The 21,954-nt window shown below is 71.5% G+C and carries 19 protein-coding genes; 14 read left to right on the forward strand and 5 right to left on the reverse strand.

Annotation, left to right across the window (positions count from 1 at the left end; genetic code table 11):
* Window positions 1-5 precede the first annotated feature (5 nt).
* The 4 genes from aspS to BCF44_RS24165 all read left to right on the forward strand — a co-directional run bounded on the left by aspS (window position 6) and on the right by BCF44_RS24165 (window position 5,633).
* Complete coding sequence (aspS, locus tag BCF44_RS24150) at window positions 6-1,793, forward strand: aspartate--tRNA ligase (RefSeq protein WP_116176635.1); 1,788 nt, start codon at window positions 6-8, stop codon at window positions 1,791-1,793.
* A 176-nt stretch (window positions 1,794-1,969) separates the two neighbouring features.
* Complete coding sequence (locus BCF44_RS24155; RefSeq protein ID WP_116176636.1) at window positions 1,970-3,175, forward strand: hypothetical protein; 1,206 nt, start codon at window positions 1,970-1,972, stop codon at window positions 3,173-3,175.
* A gap of 190 nt (window positions 3,176-3,365) precedes the next feature.
* The gene (locus tag BCF44_RS24160; protein WP_116176637.1) at window positions 3,366-4,220 is read left to right on the forward strand and encodes an SGNH/GDSL hydrolase family protein; all 855 of its coding nucleotides are present in this window, start codon (window positions 3,366-3,368) and stop codon (window positions 4,218-4,220) included.
* A gap of 72 nt (window positions 4,221-4,292) precedes the next feature.
* On the forward strand, window positions 4,293-5,633 hold the full coding sequence (locus BCF44_RS24165; RefSeq protein ID WP_116176638.1) for a S8/S53 family peptidase: 1,341 nt from the start codon (window positions 4,293-4,295) through the stop codon (window positions 5,631-5,633).
* Between the two features lie 59 nt (window positions 5,634-5,692).
* Here the strand turns inward: BCF44_RS24165 and BCF44_RS24170 are convergent, their stop codons facing one another.
* Together BCF44_RS24170 and BCF44_RS24175 are read right to left on the reverse strand one after the other, a co-directional pair.
* A complete protein-coding gene (locus BCF44_RS24170) occupies window positions 5,693-7,357 on the reverse strand; it encodes an FAD-binding dehydrogenase (protein WP_116176639.1) in 1,665 nt (554 codons plus the stop codon).
* Window positions 7,354-7,980: a TetR/AcrR family transcriptional regulator gene (locus tag BCF44_RS24175; RefSeq protein WP_246015489.1), complete on the reverse strand. Its 627-nt coding sequence runs from the start codon at window positions 7,978-7,980 to the stop codon at window positions 7,354-7,356. The genes BCF44_RS24170 and BCF44_RS24175 overlap by 4 nt, the downstream gene beginning before the upstream one ends.
* 97 nt (window positions 7,981-8,077) lie before the next feature.
* Between BCF44_RS24175 and BCF44_RS24180 the strand changes: the two genes are divergently transcribed.
* The 6 genes from BCF44_RS24180 to BCF44_RS24205 all read left to right on the forward strand — a co-directional run bounded on the left by BCF44_RS24180 (window position 8,078) and on the right by BCF44_RS24205 (window position 15,034).
* Window positions 8,078-9,325, forward strand: a complete 1,248-nt coding sequence (locus BCF44_RS24180; RefSeq protein ID WP_170217714.1) for a S53 family peptidase — start codon at window positions 8,078-8,080, stop codon at window positions 9,323-9,325.
* A gap of 14 nt (window positions 9,326-9,339) precedes the next feature.
* Complete coding sequence (locus BCF44_RS24185; protein ID WP_116176642.1) at window positions 9,340-10,437, forward strand: pyridoxal-phosphate-dependent aminotransferase family protein; 1,098 nt, start codon at window positions 9,340-9,342, stop codon at window positions 10,435-10,437.
* A 42-nt stretch (window positions 10,438-10,479) separates the two neighbouring features.
* Window positions 10,480-11,394, forward strand: a complete 915-nt coding sequence (locus BCF44_RS24190) for a TIGR03564 family F420-dependent LLM class oxidoreductase (RefSeq protein WP_116176643.1) — start codon at window positions 10,480-10,482, stop codon at window positions 11,392-11,394.
* A gap of 64 nt (window positions 11,395-11,458) precedes the next feature.
* Complete coding sequence (locus tag BCF44_RS24195) at window positions 11,459-13,000, forward strand: alpha/beta fold hydrolase (RefSeq protein ID WP_116176644.1); 1,542 nt, start codon at window positions 11,459-11,461, stop codon at window positions 12,998-13,000.
* 71 nt (window positions 13,001-13,071) lie between these two features.
* Window positions 13,072-14,589: a long-chain-fatty-acid--CoA ligase gene (locus tag BCF44_RS24200; protein ID WP_116176645.1), complete on the forward strand. Its 1,518-nt coding sequence runs from the start codon at window positions 13,072-13,074 to the stop codon at window positions 14,587-14,589.
* Between the two features lie 43 nt (window positions 14,590-14,632).
* Window positions 14,633-15,034: a RidA family protein gene (locus BCF44_RS24205; protein ID WP_116176646.1), complete on the forward strand. Its 402-nt coding sequence runs from the start codon at window positions 14,633-14,635 to the stop codon at window positions 15,032-15,034.
* Here BCF44_RS24205 and BCF44_RS24210 read toward each other — a convergent pair.
* Together BCF44_RS24210 and BCF44_RS24215 are read right to left on the reverse strand one after the other, a co-directional pair.
* Complete coding sequence (locus tag BCF44_RS24210; protein WP_342775638.1) at window positions 15,031-15,795, reverse strand: arylamine N-acetyltransferase family protein; 765 nt, start codon at window positions 15,793-15,795, stop codon at window positions 15,031-15,033. The two genes, BCF44_RS24205 and BCF44_RS24210, sit on opposite strands and share 4 nt — an antisense overlap.
* 34 nt (window positions 15,796-15,829) lie before the next feature.
* Window positions 15,830-16,450 carry a uridine kinase family protein gene (locus BCF44_RS24215; protein WP_246015492.1) on the reverse strand — a complete coding sequence of 207 codons (621 nt, stop codon included), beginning with the start codon at window positions 16,448-16,450 and terminating at the stop codon, window positions 15,830-15,832.
* A gap of 45 nt (window positions 16,451-16,495) precedes the next feature.
* On the opposite strand from BCF44_RS24215, the gene BCF44_RS24220 reads away from it, so the two are divergent.
* Window positions 16,496-17,851: a replication-associated recombination protein A gene (locus tag BCF44_RS24220; RefSeq protein WP_116176648.1), complete on the forward strand. Its 1,356-nt coding sequence runs from the start codon at window positions 16,496-16,498 to the stop codon at window positions 17,849-17,851.
* A 131-nt stretch (window positions 17,852-17,982) separates the two neighbouring features.
* Here the strand turns inward: BCF44_RS24220 and BCF44_RS24225 are convergent, their stop codons facing one another.
* Complete coding sequence (locus BCF44_RS24225; protein WP_116176649.1) at window positions 17,983-18,753, reverse strand: EI24 domain-containing protein; 771 nt, start codon at window positions 18,751-18,753, stop codon at window positions 17,983-17,985.
* 111 nt (window positions 18,754-18,864) lie between these two features.
* Here BCF44_RS24225 and BCF44_RS24230 point away from each other — a divergent pair, with 111 nt between their 5' ends.
* The 3 genes from BCF44_RS24230 to BCF44_RS24240 all read left to right on the forward strand — a co-directional run bounded on the left by BCF44_RS24230 (window position 18,865) and on the right by BCF44_RS24240 (window position 21,897).
* Window positions 18,865-20,448: a purple acid phosphatase family protein gene (locus BCF44_RS24230; RefSeq protein WP_116176650.1), complete on the forward strand. Its 1,584-nt coding sequence runs from the start codon at window positions 18,865-18,867 to the stop codon at window positions 20,446-20,448.
* A gap of 44 nt (window positions 20,449-20,492) precedes the next feature.
* Window positions 20,493-21,338: a S41 family peptidase gene (locus tag BCF44_RS24235; RefSeq protein WP_116176651.1), complete on the forward strand. Its 846-nt coding sequence runs from the start codon at window positions 20,493-20,495 to the stop codon at window positions 21,336-21,338.
* Window positions 21,339-21,426: 88 nt separating this feature from the next.
* On the forward strand, window positions 21,427-21,897 hold the full coding sequence (locus BCF44_RS24240) for an AMIN-like domain-containing (lipo)protein (RefSeq protein ID WP_246015494.1): 471 nt from the start codon (window positions 21,427-21,429) through the stop codon (window positions 21,895-21,897).
* The last annotated feature ends 57 nt before the right edge of the window (window positions 21,898-21,954 follow it).

Genomic DNA, 21,954 nt, shown 5'->3' on the forward strand with positions numbered 1-21,954 from the left:
TACCCGTGATGCGCACGCACGAGGCCGGGACGCTCCGGGCCGAGCAGGCCGGGCAGTCCGTCACCCTGACCGGGTGGGTGGCGCGCCGGCGCGATCACGGCGGCGTCATCTTCATCGACCTGCGCGACGCCTCCGGCGTGGCCCAGGTCGTGTTCCGCGAGGGCGAGATGGCCGAGCGCGCGCACCGGCTGCGCGCCGAGTACTGCCTCAAGGTCACCGGCGAGGTCGTGCGCCGCCCCGAGGGCAACGACAACCCGGACATCGCCACCGGCCAGATCGAGGTCACGGTCACCGAGTTCGAGGTGCTCTCCGAGGCCGCGCCGCTGCCGTTCCAGCTCGACGACAACCTGGAGGTCGGCGAGGAGGCGCGGCTGCGCCACCGCTACCTCGACCTGCGCCGCTCCGGCCCGGCCAAGGCCATCCGGATGCGCAGCCAGGCCAGCCGGATCGCCCGCCGCGTGCTGGACGACCGCGACTTCGTCGAGATCGAGACGCCGACGCTGACCCGGTCCACGCCCGAGGGCGCCCGCGACTTCCTGGTGCCGGCGCGGCTGCAGCCCGGCTCCTGGTACGCGCTGCCGCAGTCGCCCCAGCTGTTCAAGCAGCTGCTGATGGTGGCCGGCATGGAGCGCTACTACCAGATCGCCCGCTGCTACCGGGACGAGGACTTCCGCGCCGACCGGCAGCCCGAGTTCACCCAGCTCGACATCGAGATGAGCTTCGTCGAGCAGGACGACGTGATCGAGCTCGGCGAGGCCGTGGTCAAGGCGCTGTGGAGCGAGCTGGCCGGTCACACGATCGAGGGCCCGATCGCCCGCATGACCTACGCGGACGCGATGGCCCGCTACGGCACCGACAAGCCGGACCTGCGCTTCGGCCTGGAGCTGACCGAGCTCACCGAGTACTTCCAGGACACGCCGTTCCGCGTGTTCAAGGCCCCGTACGTGGGCGCGGTGGTCATGCCCGGCGGCGCCGACCAGCCCCGCCGCACCCTGGACGCGTGGCAGGACTGGGCCAAGCAGCGCGGCGCCAAGGGCCTCGCGTACGTGCTCGTCGCCGAGGACGGCACGCTCGGCGGCCCGGTGGCCAAGAACCTGTCCGACACCGAGCGCGAGGGCCTGGCCAAGGCCGTCGGCGCCAACGCCGGCGACTGCATCTTCTTCGCCGCCGGCGACCCGTCGGACGCCCGCGCGCTGCTGGGCGCGGCCCGGCTGGAGATCGGCCGCCGCGTCGGCCTGATCGACGAGTCCGCCTGGTCCTTCGTCTGGGTGGTGGATGCGCCGCTGTTCGAGTCCGTGGACAAGATCGGCGACGACGTGGCGGTGGGCAGCGGCAAGTGGACCGCGGTGCACCACGCCTTCACCTCGCCCACGCCGGAGTGGATCGACCGGTTCGAGGAGGACCCGGGCAAGGCCCTGGCCTACGCCTACGACATCGTCTGCAACGGCAACGAGATCGGCGGCGGCTCCATCCGTATCCACCGCCCGGACGTGCAGAAGCGGGTGTTCGCGATCATGGGTCTCGGCGAGGCCGAGGCCGAGGAGAAGTTCGGCTTCCTGCTGGAGGCCTTCAAGTACGGCGCCCCGCCGCACGGCGGCATCGCCTTCGGCTGGGACCGCATCGTCATGTTGCTGGCCGGCGAGAGCTCGATCCGCGAGGTGATCGCGTTCCCGAAGTCCGGCGGCGGCTACGACCCGCTGACCGCCGCGCCCGCGCCGATCACCGCGCAGCAGCGCAAGGAGGCCGGCGTGGACGCCAAGCCCACCCCGAAGGGTGAGTCGGCCAAGGCGTGAACCCGCCTCCGTCGGGGGATACCCGTTCAGGTGTCCCCCGACGGCATTAGCCCGTTACCAAGCCGTATTCCAGCGCGGTGATGCTCGAACATGACAGCGCAGCCGACTGCTCCGGGTAGTCGATTGTGCCGATCGTGTGGACGTGCTGTGCACTCGAAGGAGTAGGGTCGGAAGGGATGAGCGTGGAGACCACCGCTGGCCCCGCCAACGCCGCCGGGGCAGCGGACAACGAGGTCCTGGCGACCGTCGCGGCCGCCGAATCAGTGCTCACGAGGCGTTTCGGGGCGTCGATCAGACTGGCGGACCCCGAGGACCTTCGCGGCAGCGGCAAGGCCACCGTGCTGCGGGTGCGGGTGGCCTCGACGCCGTTCTCGCTGCCGAAGACGCTGGTCGTCAAGAGCTACACCGAGCCGCCGATCGGCGAGCTGGTGGACCCCTTTCCGCACGAGGCCGTCAGCTACCAGCTCTTCACGGCGCTGGGCGGCGACGACCGGATGTGCCCCGAGCTGATCGCGCACGACGGCGCCAAGCGGCTGATCGTGCTCGAGGACCTGGGCCGCGCCCCGACGCTGGCCGACAAGCTGCTGGAGCATGACGCCCGCGGCGCCGAGCGCGCGCTGCTGGCGTGGGCCCGCGCGCTGGGCCGGCTGCACGCCACGACCGCCGGCCGCGAGGCCGACTTCGACGCGCTGACCCGCCGGCTCGGCGGCCGGCCGGGCCAGGATCCCGTGGCGCGCCGGGCCAAGGTGGCGCTGGCCGAGCTGCCGGACCTGCTGCGCGAGGTGCTCGGCGTGAGCGTCGGCGACGAGGCGTTGGCCCTTGCCCACGAGGGCGGCCGGCTGCTGAGCAGCGCCCAGCACCGGGCGTTCAGCCCGTCCGACGCCTGCGCGGACAACAACCTGATCACCGGCAAGGGCCTGCGGGTCCTGGACTTCGAGGGTGGGTGCGTGCGGGACGTGGCGCTGGACGCCGCCGCGCTGCGCATCCCTTTTCCGCTGTGCGGCTGTTCGTTCCGGCTGCCCAACGGCATGACCGAGGCGATGGTCGCGGCCTGGCGGGCCGAGGTCAGCCCGGTGTTCCCCGACCTGGACGACGACGACGTGCTCATGCCCAAGCTGCTGCACGGCCAGCTGCTGTGGGTGTGGCTGTCGACGTGGATGTACCTGCCGCGGCCGGGCGTGCCGGACGGGCCGATCACCAACCGCCTCGCCTCGCCCCGGCGCAGCAGCGCCCTGCACGCGCGGTGGCAGCGGCTGCGTGACGACGCCGCCCGCGCCAAGCAGCCCGCGCTCGCCGAGCACGCCGAGCAGGTGGCCACCGCGATCGCCGCCCAGTTCGGCGCGGAGGCGGCGCACCTCCCGCTGTTCCCGGCCTTCAGCTGAGTTCTTGCCGCCCGTTCCGGGCGGGGGCTCGGCCCCTTCGGGGCCGGTGCCTCGCCCCCGGCCGTGCGAAGCACCGGCGGGGCCTCGCGGCTCCTCGGAGGCGGCGCCAAACAGCACTGTTCGTCCGCCCGTCCTCCGCCCGCCATGTGACCATCACCGGGAGTGATTGTCCGCGGGTGATCGTGGACGGGTGACGGTTCAGCAGGCTGTGTCGGAGAGCGTGCCCGCCCCCCGCGTGGTCGGGCGGCTCGTCGTCCTGGGGGACTCGACGAGTGTCGGTCTCGGTGATCCGCTGCCGGGGGGTCGCTGGCGCGGGTTCGGTCCGCTGCTGGCGGACGCGCTCGGTGGCTGCGATCTGACGAACCTGTCCCGCACGGGGGCCCGGATCGGCACGGTGCGGCACGAGCAGCTGCCGCTGGCGGCGGCGCTGCGCCCGGACGCGGTGGTGGTGGTCGCCGGCATGAACGACACCATGCGTTCCGACTTCGATCCCGAGCAGCTGCGCGCCGACCTCGACCACGTGGTGGGCAAGCTGCTGGACGTGGGCGCGGTGGTGGTGCTGGCCAGCTATCACGATCACGCCCGGGTGTTCCGGCTGCCGGCCTCGCTGCGGCGGGCGCTGCGTCGCCGGGTGGACGAGCTGAACGCGGTGATCCGCTCCGTGGTGCTGGCCCGCGGTATCGGCTGCGTCGACCTGGACACGCTGCCCGGCGCCTACGACCTGTCGGCGTGGAGCGTGGACCGGCTGCACCCGTCCGAGCTGGGGCACCGGATGCTGGCGCAGGGCTTCGCCGACGAGCTGGAGCTGGCGGGCTGCGCGGTCGCGGAGCCGGTGAGCATGGTGTGCGCCGGCGGCGCCACGATCGCCGCCTGGCAGCACGTGGCGTGGCTGGTGTTCAAGGGCATTCCCTGGCTTTGGCGACGTGGTTCGGATCTGGTTCCTTATGCCTTCACGGTCCTCTACCGGACGGTAATCGGCGATTCACGACATTCGTCGTGGGCCACTTGGGGTAATTATTCACAAGAGAATTCCGTGAATAGTTAGTAACCGTCACGGTCGCATTTCTATGGGTACGCTCCCGATGTTGGTCCATGTTCTTCCATTTCAGGAGGACTTGTGTCGGGATCGTTCACCAGATCTGCCCTGCTCGGCGTGGGCGCGGCCGTGGTGGCCGCGCTGACCGCATTCGCGCCTGCCGCCACCGCGGCCGGCAACCCGCACGTCGTCACACCCCAGGTCCAGTCGCTGCGCGCCCAGGTGCACAACGGCACCCTGCTGAAGTCGCACGGCACCACGAAGGCCTGCGCGTTCTGTCAGGCGCAGGTGGTCACCGCCGCACCCGGGTCGAAGACACCCCTGTCGACCACGGTTCCGGCCGGCTACGGCGCCGACGACCTCGCCGCCGCCTACCACCTGCCCGCCGCCGCGGCCGGCGCCACCGGCACCATCGCGATCATCGACGCCGGCGCGTACCCCAACCTGGAAGCCGACGTCAACGCCTACCGCGCCCAGTACGGCCTGCCGGCCTGCACGGTGGCAAGCGGTTGCCTGAAGACGGCCGACATGCACGGCGGCCCCGCGCTGCCGCCGGCCACCACGTTCCCGGACAACCTGTACGAAGAAGAGGTCGCGGTGGAGACCGCCCTCGACGTCGACATGGCGTCCGCGGCCTGCCCGTCGTGCAAGCTGGTCGAGCTCCAGCTGCCCATCGAGGACGCGCTCAACGGCGACAAGGCCCACCTCGACGCCGCGATGGCCGACTTCGGCACCGCGGTGAACACCGCCGGCGCGCTGGGCGCCTCGGCGGTCAGCATGAGCTACCAGTACCCGAGCGACACCGACGTCGAGTTCGGGCAGGCCGGCCGCGACCTGTTCCACCCGGGCATGGCGGTCCTCGCGTCCTCCGGCGACGGCGGCTACGAGGGCAACGTGCACACCGGCTGGCCGCAGAACCTGCCGTGGGTGGTCTCCGTCGGCGGCACGTCGCTGCTCCAGAACGGCGACAGCTTCACCGACATCGTGTGGGGCGGGGCCGGCAGCGGCTGCGAGACCGACCTGCCGGCGGCGATCGGCGCGCCGCCGTCGGTGAGCGCCAACTGCGGCGGCCACCGCGCGTCCTCCGACGTGGCCGCGGTCGCCGACCCGAACACCGGCGTCGCCGTCTACGAGACGTACGCGCCGTTCACCGGCCAGCCCCTCAACTGGATCGTGGTCGGCGGGACCAGTGCGTCCTCGCCGTTCGTCGCCGGCCTGTACGCGAGGGGCGGCCACACCTCCCAGGTGATGGGCCCGAACACCCTCTACACCGCGCCCGCAGGCGCGTTCACCGACGTGACCCTGGGCCAGAACGCCCCGGCGCACGTCTGCCCGACCGCGACGCCCGCCCTCTGCGTCGCGCAGAAGGGCTGGGACGCGCCGACCGGCGTCGGGGTGCCGAACGGCCTCGCCGGATTCTGATTCACCGATGAATTGCGGCGGGCGATATGATTCATATCGCCCGCCGCAATTGTCTCACGTCAGGTCAGCTTTTTCCCCAGCGCCCGGCCGGCGGCCCGGCCGGAAAAGATGCAGCCGCCCAGGAATGTGCCCTCCAGGGCGTTGTAACCGTGCACACCGCCGCCGCCGAATCCGGCCACCTCGCCCGCCGCGTACAGGCCGGGGAACGCCGAACCGTCCGGCCGGATCACCTGCGAGTCGAGATTGGTCTGGAGGCCGCCGAGCGTCTTGCGGGTGAGGATGTTCAGCCGGACCGCGATCAGCGGGCCGTGCGCCGGGTCGAGGATGCGGTGCGGCGATGCCACCCGGGCCAGCTTGTCGCCGAGGTAGCGGCGGGCGTTGCCGACGGCCATCAGCTGGAGGTCCTTGGAGTAGGCGTTGCGGACCTCGCGGTCGCGGGCCTTGATCTGCCGCTCCAGCTCGTCGTGGGCGATCTGCGGGCCGCGGGACAGCTTGTTCATGCCGTCCACCAGGTCGCGCAGGTTGTCCGAGACGACGAAGTCGACGCCGTGCTCCTTGAACGCCTCCACCGGGCCAGGCGCGCCCTTGCCCAGCCGGCCGGTCAGGGTGAGCTTGAGGTCCTTGCCGGTGATGTCCGGGTTCTGCTCGGAGCCCGACAGCGCGAACTCCTTCTCGATGATCGACTGCGTCAGCACGAACCACGAGTAGTCGTGGCCGGTGGCCAGGATGGCCTTCATCGTGCCGTTGGTGTCGAAGCCCGGGAAGTTGGGCGAGGGCAGCCGCCTGCCGGTCGCGTCGAACCACAGCGAGGACGGGCCGGGGATGATCCGGATGGCGTGGTCGGGCCAGATCGGGTTCCAGTTGTGGATGCCCTCGGTGTAGTTCCACATCCGGTCGCGGTTGACGATGTTCGCGCCGGCCGCCTCGCTGATCGCGATCATGCGGCCGTCCACGTGCGCCGGCACGCCGGAGATCATCGTCCGCGGGGCCGGGCCCATCCGGTCGGTCGGCCAGTTCTTGCGGATCAGCTCGTGGTTGTGCCCGATGCCGCCGGAGGTCACGACGACCGCCCGGGCCCGGAACTCGAAGTCGCCCACCTTGGTCCGCGAGGAGGCCTTGCCGCGCTCCAGGTCGGTCTCCTCCAGCACGGTGCCGCGCACGCCGACCGCCGCGCCGTCCTCGACGACGATCTCGTCCACCTGGTGCCGGAACGCGAACTCGACCAGGCCGCGCTTCTCCCCGTTCAGCACGGGTTCCTGGAACACCCGCACCACCTCGGGCCCGGTGCCCCAGGTCAGGTGGAAGCGGGGCACCGAGTTGCCGTGGCCGTCGGCCGGGCCGCCGCCGCGCTCGGCCCAGCCCACCAGCGGCGTCACCCGCAGGCCCAGGTCGTGCAGGTACTGGCGCTTCTCGCCGGCCGCGAAGCGGACGTAGGCCTGCGCCCACTGCCGGCCCCAGTGATCCTCCTGGTCGCGGTCGAAGCCGGCGGAGCCTTGCCAGTCCTGCCAGGCCAGCTCGTAGGAGTCCTTGACGCCCATCCGGCGCTGCTCCGGGCTGTCCACGAAGAACAGCCCGCCCAGCGACCAGAACGCCTGGCCGCCCAGGTTGTTGCGGTTCTCCTGGTCGAGCACCAGCACGCGGCGGCCGGCCAGCACCAGCTCGTGCGTGGCGACCAGGCCGGCCAGGCCCGCGCCGACCACGATGACGTCCGGCTCGAATGTCATGTCCGTCCTCCGGTTTCGATGCTGTAGGCCGTGAGGACCCGTTCGAACAGGTCGGCGCGGCGCCGCCACACGGCGGGGTTGTCCGGTTCCAGCAGGCATTGCACCGCAGTGCCGTCGTGCACGGCGACCAGCGCCTGCCCCAACGCCACCTGATCGGGTGTTTCTCGGCCGATCTTGGCCAGCAGGGCGGCGACCACCGGGGTGATCGCCCCGCCGATGGCCTCCTCCCGGGTCTTCATGACGCTGCGCAGGGCCGGGTTGCGCAGCGCGTGGGCGGTGAACTCGGCGGTGATGCGGTACCAGCGGTCGTGCACCGGCACCGCCGGCGTCACCAGCTCCACCACGCCGCGAACGTCCTTGACGCGGGCCGTGTCCATCGTGGCGAGCGCCTCGCGCAGGCCGTCGATCAGCTCCGTCGACCGCTGCTCCCACATGGCCAGGAACAGGTCGTCCAGCGAGGCGAAGTTCGAGTAGAAGGCGCCGCGCGTGTAGCCGGCGCGGTCGCACACCTGCTCCACCGTGGAGCGGCCGAAGCCCTGCTCGGCGAACACCTCCAGCGCCGCGTCGAGCAGCCGCTGGCGGGTCTCGCCGCGGCGCTTCGTCACCCGCTTCGGTGTCGTCACGATACAAAAATGTATCGGATACACGGATGGATTGGAAGCGCGGAGCCGGGCGGTTGTCCGCAGGATGAGGTCACGCACGGTGTTCGGGAGGTCACAGGTGATCGGGATAAAGGCGGCGGCCGCCGCTCTGCTGCTGCTCGCGCCCTACGTCCAGCCCGACACGACATCGCTGCACCAGCTCGTGACGAACGGGACCCTGCTGGAGAGCCACGGCGTGGTCCCCACCTGTGACGTCTGCGATTCCGAGGTCGTCACCGTCTCGCCGGGCTCCAAGACGCCGCTCGCCACCACCATTCCCATCGGGTACTCGGCCGGCGAACTCGCGTCCGCCTACCACCTGCCCGACGCGTCGGTGGGAGTGGCCGGCACCGTCGCGATCATCGACGGCGGCGGCTATCCCGCGCTGGAGTCCGACCTCGCCACGTACCGGAGCCGGTTCAAGCTCTCCCCGTGCACCAAGGCGAACGGCTGCCTCGAGGTCGTCGACTACCAGGGCGGGCCGCCGATCGTGCCGGACGGCTCCGACCTGGAGAAGGAGCTGTCCGTCGAGACCGCCCTGGACGTGGAGATGGTCTCCGCCGCCTGCCCCTCGTGCAAGATCGCCCTGGTGCAGGCCCCCACCCGCGACTTCTACCTGACGTCCGCGCACGGCTCCGCCCAGTCGGTGCCGGACATCGCCCGCGCCGTCGACGTCGCCACCCGCCTGGGCGCCTCGGCCGTCAGCATGAGCTTCGGCTATCCGTCCACCAAGGACATCAACGCCGGCTCCGTCAGCACCGTGTTCGCCCATCCCGGCATCGCTTTCGTGGCGTCGTCAGGAGATTCCGGCTACGAGGGCAGCGTGCACGGCTACTGGCCGCAGAACCTGCCCGGTGTCATCGCCGTCGGCGGCACGGCGTTGTACATGTCGGGCAACGGTTTCACTGCCACCTCGTGGGACGGCGCCGGCAGCAGCTGCGAGACCGACCTCCCCGCCGCGCACGGCCAACCCGCCGCCGTCGCCGCCCTGTGCGCCGGCCACCGCGCCACCACCGACGTCTCCGCCGTCTCCGACCCCGGCACCGGCGTCGCCGTCTACAACTCGTACGACGTCGGCGGCTGGTTCGTCGCCGGCGGCACCAGCGCCGCCGCCCCGATCATCGCCGCCATGTACGCCCGCGCCGGCCACACCTCCCGGGTCGACGGCCCCAACACCCTGTACGCCGCCCCCGCCGGCGCCTTCACCGACGTCACCCTCGGCCAGAACGGGCCGCCGCACGCCTGCCAGTCCCAGCTCTGCATGGCCGGCAAGGGCTGGGACGGGCCAACCGGCGTGGGAACCCCCAACGGCCTGGCCGGCTTCTGACTACTGTCCACCCCATGTCGCTGATCGACCGCATCCTGCTGGGCCCTGGCCCCTGCAACCCGTACCCGGAGGCCACCGCCGCCCTGGCCGCCCCGCTGCTCGGCCACCTGGACCCCGAATTCCTCCGGGTCCTGGACGAGACGTGCGACCGCCTCCGGACCGTGTGGGGCACGACGAACCGCCGCACGCTGCCGCTGTCCGGCACCGGCTCCATCGGCATGGAGGCGGCCTTCGCCAACGCCGTGCACCCGGGGCGAACCACTGCGGTCGTCGCCGTCAACGGCCTGTTCGGTCAGCGCATGGTCGACGTCGCCACCCGCTACGGCGCCACCGTCATTCCGGTGGAGCACACGTGGGGCCAGCCCGTCGACACTGACAAGATCCTCGACGCGCACCCCGATCCCGACATCGTCGCCGCCGTGCACGCCGAGACCTCCACCGGCGTCCGCTCCGACATCGCCGCCCTCGGCCGGGCCGTGCACGACCGCAACCCCGACGCCCTGCTCATCGCCGACTGCGTCACCTCGCTCGCCGGCATCGAGGTCGCCGCCGACGAGTGGGGCATCGACATCGGCTACGCCGGCACCCAGAAGTGCATCGGCGTCGCCCCCGGTCTCGCCCCGTTCACGGTGTCCGAACGCGCCTGGCGGCACCGCAATCCCACGCCGCCCACGTGGTACCTCGACCTGGGCCTCATCGGCGACTACGTCTCCGGCAACGCGACCGGCGGCCGCACCTACCACCACACTGCCCCCACCGCGATGATCGCCTCCCTGCACGCCGGCCTCGGCCGCGTCCTGGAGGAGGGTCTGGACGCCGTCTTCGAACGTCACCGCGCCGCCGGCGAGCGCCTCCAGACCGGCCTCCAGGAGCTCGGGCTCGAGCTGTTCGCGGCGGAGAACCACCGCCTGCCGGAGCTGACCACCGTGAAGGTGCCGGACGGCGTCGACTCGGCGAAGGTCCGGCACCGCCTGCTCACCGAGTACGACATCGAGATCGGCGCCGGCGCGGGGGCGTACGCGCAATCCGTGTGGCGCATCGGGTTGATGGGGCACAACGCCCGTCAGGAGCGCGCGGAGCTGGTCCTCGCGGCGCTGGCCCGGCTGCTCTGAACGGAGGCGGACCGCCGGTCCGTATCTGCTACGGTCGACCCCATGGGCATCGGAATCTCGTTGCAGGCTCCGGCAGGGGTGGACAACTACGTCGACGCGATCGTCGACAAGGCGAGGAAGGCGGCCGCCGCCGGCGTGCGGTCGGCGTGGTTCGGGCAGCGGTTCGACTACGACGCGGCGGCGCTGGCGGCCACGGTCGGCCGCGAGGTGCCGGGGCTGCACGTCGGCACGTCGGCGATCCCGGTCTACGGACGGCATCCGCTGCTGGTCGGCGCGCAGGCGCAGACCGCGCAGGCGGCCACCGGCGGTCGCTTCCACCTCGGGCTCGGCCTCGGCGCCGGACCGCTGGTGGAGGCGACCTTCGGCGTCCGGGCCGACCGACCGATCGCGCTGCTGCGGGAGTTCCTCACAGCGCTGCGGCAGTATCTCGACACCGGTGGGAGCGATCACCGCGGCGAGTTGATCACCGCCGTCACCCCGATGCCGGCGGCGCTGCCCGGCGCGTCCCCGACGCCGATCCTGGTGGCCGCCATGGGCCCGCAGGCCCTGCGGGTCACCGGTGAGCTCGCCGACGGCACGCTGCCGCTGCTCGCCGGGCCGAAGGTGCTGGCCGAGCACATCGTGCCGCCGCTGGAGCGCGCCGCCGCCGGGCGACCCGCGCCCCGAGTCGTCGCGATGATCAACGCCGCCGTCACCGCCGACGTCGACGCGACGCGGGAACGCGCCGCCAAGCAGATCGCCTTCCTGGACCAGTTCCCTTCCTACCAAAGGGTTCTGCGGCTCGGTGGCTTCACCAGCGGAGTCGAGCTCGCCGCCATCGGCGATGAAAGGCTTGTCGCGGCTGCGATCCGCGAGCACTTCGACGCCGGTGCGACGGAAGTCGTGGTGTCCAGCGCCTTCGCCGCGGCCGAGGACCAGGAGCGCACCTGGCGTCTCCTCGGCGAACTGGGGGCCTAGCCCCACCCCGACCGGGGTTCTGGGGCCAATGCCTTCGCCGTCCGATCCGGCCAGGCTGAAACCCATGTCCCGTAACGCTAAACGTGTCCTGGCGGCGGTGACGGCCGCCGCGTTGGCGGCCGTCATGATCCCGACCGACGCACAGGCGACGCGGCAACACCTGACCTGGCAAGCGTGTCCGGCCGACACCCCGGTGCCGGCCGGCGCGCTGCCGCTCGCCGACTACCAGTGCGCGGACCTGACCGTGCCCATGTCCTACCCGGATCCCGACGGAGCGCAGATCCAGATGGCTGTCGGGCGCTTGCCGGCCGCCGACCAGGCCCACAAGATCGGCACGATCTTCTACAACCCCGGCGGCCCGGGCAATCCCGGGCGGATCCCGCCCGTGCTGACGGCCGCGCTGCACCAGCGGTTCGACCTCGTCGGCTTCGACCCGCGCGGGGTGGGGGCGAGCACGCCCCTGCACTGCTTCGCCTCGCCCGACCAGCTGGCCGTGCTGCAACGGGTCGCCGGCCAGTTCCCGACCACCCCGGACCAGGCCCAACGGCAGATCGCCGACGCGCTGACCATCGACCAGTGGTGTGGGCAGAACGCCGGACCGCTGATCAACCACATGTCCACGGCGAACGTCGCCCGGGACCTCGACCGGCTGCGGGCCGCCGTCGGCGAATCGACGCTGTCGTACTACGGCCTGTCGTACGGCACGGTGCTGGGGGAGACGTACGCCAACCTGTTCCCGGACCGGGTGCGGGCCGTCGTGCTCGACGCCGTCGACGATCCGGTGAACTGGTTCACCGGCTACCACCCGGCCGACGCGAACGTGCCGTTCAGCGTGCGGCTCGCCGCCGACCTCGGCACCGAGCAGGCGCTGCACTCCTTCCTCACGGCCTGTGCCGCCGACGCGCGCTGCGCCTTCCGGGAGCCCGGCGGCGACCTGTCCGCCAAGTTCGACCGTGTGCTGGACCGGCTCGCCGCCGGGCCCGTGACGATCACCGACCCCGACAACGGGCAGCCCGTCACGATTCGCTACCAGGACGCCATCGTGCGGACCATCGAGTACCTGACCGACGCCGACAACTCCCCGGTGCTCGCACGCTTCCTGCAAGCGCTGGGCACCTCCGATGCCGTTGCCGTGCAAGCGGAATCCACGCCGATCACGACCCCCGCCGACAACCTCCTCGCCGGCGGCGCGACCCAGTGCGCCGATGCCACCAACCCGTCCGATCCGTCGGTGTGGCCGCGCTACGCCGCCGCGACGGATCTCCGCGCGCGGGGCTTCGGGCCGTTCTTCACCTACCTGTCGCTGCCCTGCGTGCGGTTCCCGTCCGAGGATGCCGACCGCTACGCCGGCCCGTGGGACCGCCACACCGCGCACACCGTGCTGCTGGTCGGCAACAGGCAGGGCGATCCCGAGACCCCGTACGACGGCGCGCAGCGCACCGCCAGGGATCTCGGGAACGCCCGGCTGCTGACGCTCGACTCGTTCGGGCACGGCTCGCTCGGTCACAGCCAGTGCATCGACGACGCCGTGAACGCCTACTTCTTCCGGGTGCACCTGCCCGCTGTCGGAACGGTGTGCGCACCCGACCACTCGCCGTTCGGGTAATCGGGCGAGGGTTTCCGGTATCCCGACTCCAGGTGATTGCCTCGGCGTTGCGGCGGTGCGAAAGTCACGTCATGACTGCACAGGCGCGGCTGCTTCCCGATCTCGTCGAGCACTGGGCAGAGGCCACGCCCGACGCCGAGGCGATCAGCTACGAGGGCGTCAGCCACACCTGGTCGCAGTGGCGGGACCGAATCCGCCGCGTCGCCGGCGCGCTGCGGACCGCCGGCGTCGGGCCCGGCGACCGGGTCGCCTACCTCGACCGGAACAACCTCTCGTGCCTGGAGGTCGTGCTCGGCGCCGGCTCGCTCGGCGCGGCCACCGCCATCTTCAACTGGCGGCTCGCCCCCGACGAGCTCGACTACGTCGTGCGCGACTCCGGCGCCCGGGTGCTGTTCGTCGCCGACGACCTGCTGCCCGGCGTCGCCGGCATCGCCGACCTGCCCACCACCGTGCTGCTCAGCGAGTACGAGAGCCTGATCGGCGAGGCCGAGCCCGTCGGCATCCAGCCCGAGGCGGCTCCCGGCGATCCCGCGTTGGTCATGTACAGCTCCGGCACCACCGGGCGGCCCAAGGGCGTGCTGCTCAGCCACGCCAACGTGCTCGCCCATGCCCGCAACAGCCAGGCCGCGCTGCCCATCGACGCCGGTTCGCGCAGCCTGGTCGCGATGCCGCTGTTCCACGTCGGCGGCTCCTGCTACGCCCTGTCCGGCTTTCTCGAGGGCGTTCCGTCCACGCTGCTGCGCGAGCCCACCGGTCCCGCGCTGCTCGGGGCCATCGCACAGGGCTGCACCCATGCCTTCCTGGTGCCCGCCGTCGTCGCCGGCGTGATGGCCGCCGGGCAGCCAGCCATCGCCGCGTTCGGGCGGCTCAAGCGGCTGATCTACGGGGCGTCGCCGATGCCGCTGCCGCTGCTGCGGGCGGCCATGGCCGCGTGTCCCGACACCGAGTTCGTGCAGGTGTACGGCATGACCGAGATGGCCGGCGCGATCACCGTGCTCAGCCCCGAGGACCACCGCGACCCCGACCACGCCGAGCGGCTCACCTCCGCCGGCCGGCCCTTCGACGGCGCCGAGCTCCGGATCGTCGACCCCGCGCTGCTGGAGGACGCCGAGGTCGGCGAGCTCTGGTTCCGCACACCGCAGACCATGGTCGGCTACCTCGGGCAGCCGGAGGCCACCGCCGAGACGATCACCGCCGACGGCTGGCTGCGCACCGGCGACATCGGCCGGCGCGACGAGTGCGGGTACGTGTACATCGTGGACCGGGTCAAGGACATGATCATCACCGGCGGCGAGAACGTGTACTCGCCCGAGGTGGAGCGGGTGCTCGCCGAGCACCCGTCCGTCGCCGACGTCGCCGTCATCGGCGTGCCCGACGACCACTGGGGCGAGTCCGTCAAGGCCGTCGTGCAGGCCGCCGACGGGCAGGTCGTCGACCCCGAGAAGCTGGTCGCCTTCGCCCGGGAGCGGCTCGCCGGCTACAAGGTGCCGCGGACCATCGACATCGTCGAGGAGATGCCGCGCAACGCCACCGGCAAGATCCTCAAGAAGGTGCTGCGTCTGCCGTACTGGCCGGACCGCAACATCTGAAAACCGTTCAGTGGTCGGTGGTCGTTTACGGTAGGAACGGCGGATGGCCACCCACCGCGTCGCCCCCGCACTGTTCCCGCCGCCCAGCTACTCCCACAGCGTCGTCGTCGAGGCGGGGGAGCGCCTCGTCTTCACCGCCGGCGGCGTGCCGCTCGACCCGGCCGGCAACCTCGTCGGGCCCGGCGACCGCGTCCGTCAGGCCGAGCAGGTGCTGACCAACCTGTCCGAGCAGCTCCGCCAGGCCGGCACCGACCTCGAGCACGTCGTCAACACCACCGTGTACGTGGTTGCCGAGCAGACCTCGGATCTCAGCACCGTTTGGGAGGTCGTCACGGCGTCCGGGCTGACGGTCGGGCCGCACAGCTCGACGCTGCTGGGCGTGAGCTTCCTCGGCTACACCGGACAGCTGGTGGAGATCACCGCAGTGGCGGTGATTCCCTCCTAGAAGGACGCCTTCGTCGGCAGCTGGTCGAGCGTGATGCCGAAGACAGCGCGGTAGGTGGCCAGCGCCTCGGCGTCGGTCAGCTCGCGCTCGACCCGGTGATTGCCGTCGGTGCGGATCAGCTTGCTGCCGGACAAGGTGACGCGGCCGGTCGGCGTCGGCAGCGAGCAGGTCAGCTTGCGGGTGAAGGGCGAGTCCGGTGATGTCTGGTGATACCAACAGGTCGGTCCGAAGTCGCTGAGGCGGCGCGGGGTCGGCTCCAAGCGGTACTGGGCCCTGCCGTCGCACCACACGTCGAGCACGCCCAGGTCGCCCTCGACGATCTTGAACTCGCCGTCCGGGTCGTGCTGCGGGCCCCGCTCGGTCAGGCTCACCGGGAATCGGCTGAAGCGGCCGAAGCCGACGTCGACCAGCCACGGCTCCTCCAGCTCGACCCGCAACGCCAGGTGGTCGGCCGGCGGTCCGGGCTCCCCGTCCGCGGAGAACACCTGTGCCGACAGCAGTTCCACCCGGTAGCCGAGCGCGGTGAGCAACGCGGCGAACGCGCCGTTGAGCTCGTAGCAGATGCCGCCCCGACGCCGCCGAACCACCTTGTCCACCAAGGCTTCCGACTCCAGCCGGATCGGCTCCCGCAGATGGACGCTCAGGTTCTCGAACGGAACCGCCGCCAGATGCCGACGTTGGAGGTCACGCAGGCCGTCGATGGTGGTGGCAGCCGGCCGGGTGGCGCCGATTCGGGAGAGATAGCCGTCGACATCGATCACGGCCCGGACGCTAGGCCCTCGACCGTGCTGGAGGTCAAGCGGCGTACGGAGTGGTGGCGGTGGCGATCTCCGCCAGTTCGGCGGCGGCCAGTTCGGGGGTGGTGCGGCGCATGCCGGCGTCGAGGCAGCGGCGCACCACGGACGGTTGCTCCCGCCACAGCCGCATGCCCCGGCGCAGCAGCAGCGGCAGCGGCTTGCGGGCCTCGGCGACGTCCCGGACGAGCCGGCGGACGAAGGTGGCGGCGGCGGACGGTGCGAGCACGAGGGCGTCGGCCAGCACGCCGGCGTCGCGGCAGCCGGCGACGAGCCGGTCGGCGAACAGGCCCTCGGCGAAGAACAGCGGCGAGTCGCCGAGCTCGACGCGGCGGCAGCCGACCCGGCGGTCCTCGCCGAGCACGTAGACGGGCGCGGCGACCTCGCCGGTGGTGGCCAACTCGACCACGGCGGCCAGCGCGTCGGCGGCGTTCCAGGCGTTGTCGTCGTCCCAGTCGACCCGGCCGGCGGCGTCGCGGGGCAGCAGCGGATCGGTGCCCTCGCGGTAGAAGTCGTCCAGTCGCAGCACCGGCCAGCCCAGGCGGGCGGCGAGGGTGGACTTGCCGGAACCCGAGGGCCCGGCCAGCAGCACGACGCGCGGATGAACGGAAGCTGACGGCACGGGTAACGAGTATCTCACACGCGCGCGCGTTGTAACGTCGAACCTATGAGCGACGGTTTGTACGACGGCGGGCTGTTCGGCGCCGACGTCGAGGAGCGGAGCAAGGCGCAGCTGGCGGCCAACGCGCCGCTGGCGGTGCGGATGCGCCCGCGGTCGCTGGACGAGGTCGTGGGCCAGGGGCACCTGCTCGGCCCGGGCGCGCCGCTGCGCCGCCTGGTGGAGGGCGCCGCGCCGGCCTCGGTGATGCTGTACGGCCCGCCGGGCACCGGCAAGACCACCCTGGCGACGCTGGTGTCGCAGGCGACCGGCCGCCGGTTCGTCGCGCTGTCGGCGCTGTCGGCGGGCGTGAAGGAAGTCCGCGAGGTGATCAACGACGCGCGCCGGCGGCTGGGCCGCAGCGGCGAGGCGACGGTGCTGTTCATCGACGAGGTGCACCGCTTCTCCAAGACGCAGCAGGACGCCCTGCTGGGCGCGGTGGAGGACCGGATCGTGCTGCTGGTCGCGGCGACCACGGAGAACCCGTTCTTCTCGGTGGTCTCGCCGCTGTTGTCCCGATCCCTTGTGCTGCAACTGAAATCCCTCACGGACGAGGACGTGCGGGAGGTCGTCCGCCGGGCCGTGACGGACGAGCGCGGCCTGAACGGCTCGCCGACGCTGTCGCCGGAGGCGGAGGAGCATCTGGTCCGGCTGGCCGGCGGCGACGCCCGGCGGGCGCTGACCGCGTTGGAGGCGGCGGCCGAGTCGGCGGCGTCGACCGGCGCGGAGGTGATCGACCTGGCCACGCTGGAGGCGACGGTCGACAAGGCGGCGGTGCGCTACGACCGTGACGGCGACCAGCACTACGACGTGATCAGCGCGTTCATCAAGTCCATCCGCGGCTCCGATGTGGACGCGACGCTGCACTATCTGGCCCGGATGATCGAGGCGGGGGAGGACCCGCGGTTCATCGCCCGCCGGCTCGTCGTGCACGCCAGCGAGGACGTCGGCATGGCCGACCCGACGGCGATCCAGGTGTGCGTGGCGGCGGCGCAGGCCGTGCAGCTGATCGGCATGCCGGAGGCGCGGATCAACCTGGCCCAGGCGGCGATCCACCTCGCCACCGCCCCCAAGTCCAACTCCACCATCGTCGCCATCGACTCGGCGCTGGCGGACGTGCGCAAGGGCGCCGCCGGCACGGTGCCGGCGCACCTGCGGGACGGCCACTACGCGGGCGCGAAGAAGCTCGGCAACGCCCAGGGCTACCGGTATCCGCACGACGTGCCGGAGGGCGTCGTGACGCAGCAGTACCCGCCCGACGACCTGATCGGCCGGGACTACTACACCCCCACCACCCGCGGCAACGAACGCGCCCTCTCCGAACGCGTCCCCAAGCTCCGCAAGCTAATCCGCGGCCAGGAGTGAACCCCGGCGAGTCGCGCTCACAGACACACCGAATGTAGGTTTCGTGCAGAACTGCGACTCGGAGCCCGCTTCTGCCCCACAGCGCATTGCGGTGTGACGCCGGGCGGGACTCGCGGGGGTCTGCCTGAGACTTACATTCGAGGTGCCTGAGAGCGCGACTCGCGGGGGTCGGCCTGCTCGGTGAGGAGTCTGTGGGCAAGGAGGGTGCCGCCGGCGGTTGCCGCCGGCATGACGATGATGGCCAGCAACGGCACCAAGCACAGGAGATACGCCGGGAGGGCGAAGCCGAAGGCGAGGGCTCGGCGCTGTCCGAGCAGGTGCCGGCGGGCCTCCAGCGGTAAGCCCCGCCGCGCGAAGGGCACGACGGCGAGCTCCAGCCCGAACAGCCACGCGTTGACGCAGATGCCGATCACCGGGCCGGCGGTCTCGCCGAAGACCGGCACCAGGTCGATCAGGAAAAGCGGGATCGCCAGCAGCGCGGAGGCCCCGACGACCTTGGCGTTGTCCAGGGTGTCGGTCCACCACGAGTTGTCGGCCTCGGCCGGCACGCCGCCGACCTGGTTCTCGACCCGGCGGGCGATCGACTCGTAGAACGGAGCGCCGATGGCCAGCGTGGCGGCCGCGAACACCAGCAGCCCCAGGAAGACCAGCCCGACCACCAGGGCGACCTCGATGAGGTCCCGGAACAGCTCGCGGTAGGTGGCGTCCCAGCCGTCGGCGAACGGCGTCGCCCACGTGACCAGGTCAGGCGCGACGATGCCGAGGGTGATCGCCAGCGCCAGCAGCAGCCCGCCGGCGACCACCGCCGGCAGCGCGCCGAGCAGCAGGAGCCGGGGCGTCCGGAACACGATCCCGAAGCCCCGCAGCAGCAGGCCGATGCCCGCGAAGAAGTCCCTGATCATGAGATCGGAAGGATAGCCGTTCGCGACAAAGGGGAAACCTGTCCGAATTGCCCCTGTTCGTTCACTTTGTCGCCTCCTGTTGTACATGTGCGTTACCAAGCATGAGCGCCCATGGAGATCCCCAGAACCGGAGTGCCGGAGGCGCTGGCGAACCGCCTTTCCATGGCCGAGCAGCAGGACTACCTTCGCAGCCGCCGCAGCGTGCTGCGCGGTGGCCTGCTGGTCGGCGCCGCCGTCGCGGCCGGCCCGACCTTCCTGCCCGGCATCGCCTACGCCGCGGGCGACAGCGTCACGCCGACCGCGCGCCACCTGGCGTTCGGCCGCAACCCGCGCACCGAGATGCGGGTCGGCTGGCAGGTGCCGGCCCCGGTGCGCAAGCCGTTCGTGCGCGTCGGCACCGACCCGAAGCACCTGTCGCAGCGCATTCCCGCCGAGGTCAGGGCGCTGCACTCCGAGGTTCCCGGCGTGATCGCGCCGTACGACCAGTACTACCTGCACGCGGAGCTGTGCGGGCTGCGTCCCGGCCAGAGCTACTACTACACCGTCGGCCACGAGGGTTACGAGGGCGGCGCGCTGTCCACCTTCCGCACCGCCCCGGCGCGCTGGCTGCCGACCCGCCCGTTCACCTTCACCGCGTTCGGCGACCAGGGCGTCAGCACGGACGCGCTGGCGGAGAACGGCGTTGTGGCGCAACAGAACCCGGTGTTCCACCTGCTCGGCGGCGACATCGCCTACGCCGACCCGAACGGCGCCGGCAACCCCATCGCCAGCAAGCCGGACGCCACGCACGACACCTTCGACCCGAAGGTCTGGGACGCCTACCTGACGCAGATCGAGCCGGTCGCGTCGAAGGTGCCGTGGATGGTCGCCACCGGCAACCACGACATGGAAGCCCTGTACGGAGATCACGGCTACGGCGGCCAGACCGCGCGCTGGGACTTTCCCGGCAACGGCCCGGCCTCCTGCCCGACCACGTACTCCTTCATCTACGGCAACGTCGGCGTGATCTCCTTGGACGCCAACGACGTCTCGCACGAGATCCCGCACAACCTGGGCTACAGCCAGGGCAGCCAGACCGCCTGGCTCAAGCGCCGCCTGGCCTTCCTGCGATCCCAGCCGGACGTGGACTTCGTCGTGGTCTTCTTCCACCACTGCGCGTACTCCACGACGAAGAACCACGCCTCAGAGGGCGGCGTCCGCGAGCAGTGGGTGCCGCTGTTCGACCGGTACAAGGTCGACCTGGTGATCAACGGCCACAACCACGTCTACGAGCGCAGCGACGCACTCCGGGGCGGCAGGGTCGGCACCGAGGTGCCGATCGGCGGGACCGTTCGGCCCGAGCGCGACGGCACCGTCTACGCGACCTGCGGGTCTGCCGGCCGCAGCCTGTACGCCTTCCCGGCGCCGGACAGCTACGCCGGCCACGAGGTGTCGCAGCGCGAAGTCCCCTCGTACTACTGGACGGCCGGCGGCCAGAAGGTCACCGAGACCGTCACCTGGTCCCGGGTCCGCTACACCGGCTACGCCTTCATCGCCCTGGACGTCAAGCCGGGCTTCTTCGGCGGCAGGTCGACGATCACCGTGCGCTGCGTGACCAACCACGGCCAGGAGATCGACCGCTTCGTGATCGAGCGCGACACCGGCCTGCGCGCCGGGCTCGGGCTCGACCTCGGCGGCGACATCGGGGACCTGTAGCGAAAACGACGACGGTCGTCCCGCCGCGAGACTAGCGTGGCGGGATGACCACCCGCCGTGAGTTGATCGACGCCGTCATCCCGCTGATCACCGAGAACTACGTGTTCCCCGACGTCGCCGAGAAGGTGGCGGAAGTGTTGCGGCGCAACGACTACGAGCACCTCACCGACGTCGCCGCGTTCGCCGCGGCGGTCACCGAGGATCTCCAGTCGGTCAACGGCGACAAGCACCTGCGCCTGCTGTACGAGATCCCGGCCCCGCCGGCGGTCACCAAGCAGCACGGCTTCGACAAGGTCGAGATCCTCGACGGCAACATCGGCTACCTCGAGAACACGCGGCTGCGCCAGGCCGGGACGCACGGCGACTTCGCGGCCGCCGCGATGACGCTGCTCGCCGACACCGACGCGCTGATCATCGACCTGCGCCGCTGCCGCGGCGGCGACCCGGCGATGGTGTCGCTGCTGTGCGCCTACCTGTTCGACGAGTCCAAGCACGTCAACGACATCTACTTCCGTCCGGACGACGTGACCGTGCAGTTCTGGACCCCGCCGTACGTGCCGGGCCGGCGTTTCGGCGGCGAGAAGCCGGTCTGGGTGCTCACCAGCGCCATGACGTTCTCCGGCGGCGAGGAGCTCGCCTACAACCTCCAGCAGACCGGCCGTGGGACGGTCATCGGCGAGACCACCCGCGGCGGCGCGCACCCGACGGACTGGCACGAGGTCGCCGAGCACCTCTACGCCACCGTCCCACACGCGCGCTCGATCAACCCCGAGTCCGGCACCAACTGGGAGGCCGTCGGCGTCGCGCCGGACATCGAGGCGCCGGCCGCCGACGCCCTGGACATCGCCCTCGACCTGGCGCGCAAGGCCGTGACGACACCGTCGCCGTGACGACACCAAGTCTTTACCCGAGCAGGCAACGCGACCCGAGATCGTCACGTCCACTCCCCATCGATTGCCCACTTTGTCGGGAGTCACCGTGAAAAGACACAGACCTCTCGTCGCCGCCCTACTCGCTCTGCTGGCCCTGTTCGCCTTCGTGCCGTCGGCGAACGCCCAGCCCACCGCCGAGCTGACCAACATCCGCGTCGGCGCCCACCCCGGCTACGACCGCATCGTGTTCGACCTGACCGCCCTGCCGGCCACCCAGAACGTCAAGTACGTCGCGCAACTCGTCCGCGACCCGAGCGGCATGCCGGTTTCCCTGCCGGGCAACGCGTTCGTCCAGGTCACGATGACCGGCGCGGCCGCGCACGACGCCGACGGCAACCTCACCTACACCGGCCCGCAGATGTTCACCACGCCGCAGCTGGCCAACGTCCGCGCCGTCGCGCTCATCGGCGACTTCGAGGGCGTGGTCACCGTCGGCCTCGGTCTGCGCCACCGCGCGCCCGTCCACATGTTCACCCTCACGGGGCCGAATCGCCTGGTAGTGGACGTGAACCACTGACCCCGCGTGACCGCCGCACCACTCATTTGACCGATGACCGGGCCGGTTGGCAGCACG

It is taken from the genome of Kutzneria buriramensis (assembly GCF_003387475.1).
Lineage (GTDB): Bacteria > Actinomycetota > Actinomycetes > Mycobacteriales > Pseudonocardiaceae > Kutzneria > Kutzneria buriramensis.

Bases quoted from the DNA above. Each gene is read 5' to 3' on its own strand.
- BCF44_RS24155 (WP_116176636.1), top strand. From the start codon at position 1,970: ATGAGCGTGGAGACCACCGCTGGCCCCGCCAACGCCGCCGGGGCAGCG.
- BCF44_RS24170 (WP_116176639.1), bottom strand. From the start codon at position 7,357: ATGACATTCGAGCCGGACGTCATCGTGGTCGGCGCGGGCCTGGCCGGC.
- BCF44_RS24185 (WP_116176642.1), top strand. From the start codon at position 9,340: ATGTCGCTGATCGACCGCATCCTGCTGGGCCCTGGCCCCTGCAACCCG.
- BCF44_RS24190 (WP_116176643.1), top strand. From the start codon at position 10,480: ATGGGCATCGGAATCTCGTTGCAGGCTCCGGCAGGGGTGGACAACTAC.
- BCF44_RS24195 (WP_116176644.1), top strand. From the start codon at position 11,459: ATGTCCCGTAACGCTAAACGTGTCCTGGCGGCGGTGACGGCCGCCGCG.
- BCF44_RS24200 (WP_116176645.1), top strand. From the start codon at position 13,072: ATGACTGCACAGGCGCGGCTGCTTCCCGATCTCGTCGAGCACTGGGCA.
- BCF44_RS24205 (WP_116176646.1), top strand. From the start codon at position 14,633: ATGGCCACCCACCGCGTCGCCCCCGCACTGTTCCCGCCGCCCAGCTAC.
- BCF44_RS24220 (WP_116176648.1), top strand. From the start codon at position 16,496: ATGAGCGACGGTTTGTACGACGGCGGGCTGTTCGGCGCCGACGTCGAG.
- BCF44_RS24225 (WP_116176649.1), bottom strand. From the start codon at position 18,753: ATGATCAGGGACTTCTTCGCGGGCATCGGCCTGCTGCTGCGGGGCTTC.
- BCF44_RS24230 (WP_116176650.1), top strand. From the start codon at position 18,865: ATGGAGATCCCCAGAACCGGAGTGCCGGAGGCGCTGGCGAACCGCCTT.
- BCF44_RS24235 (WP_116176651.1), top strand. From the start codon at position 20,493: ATGACCACCCGCCGTGAGTTGATCGACGCCGTCATCCCGCTGATCACC.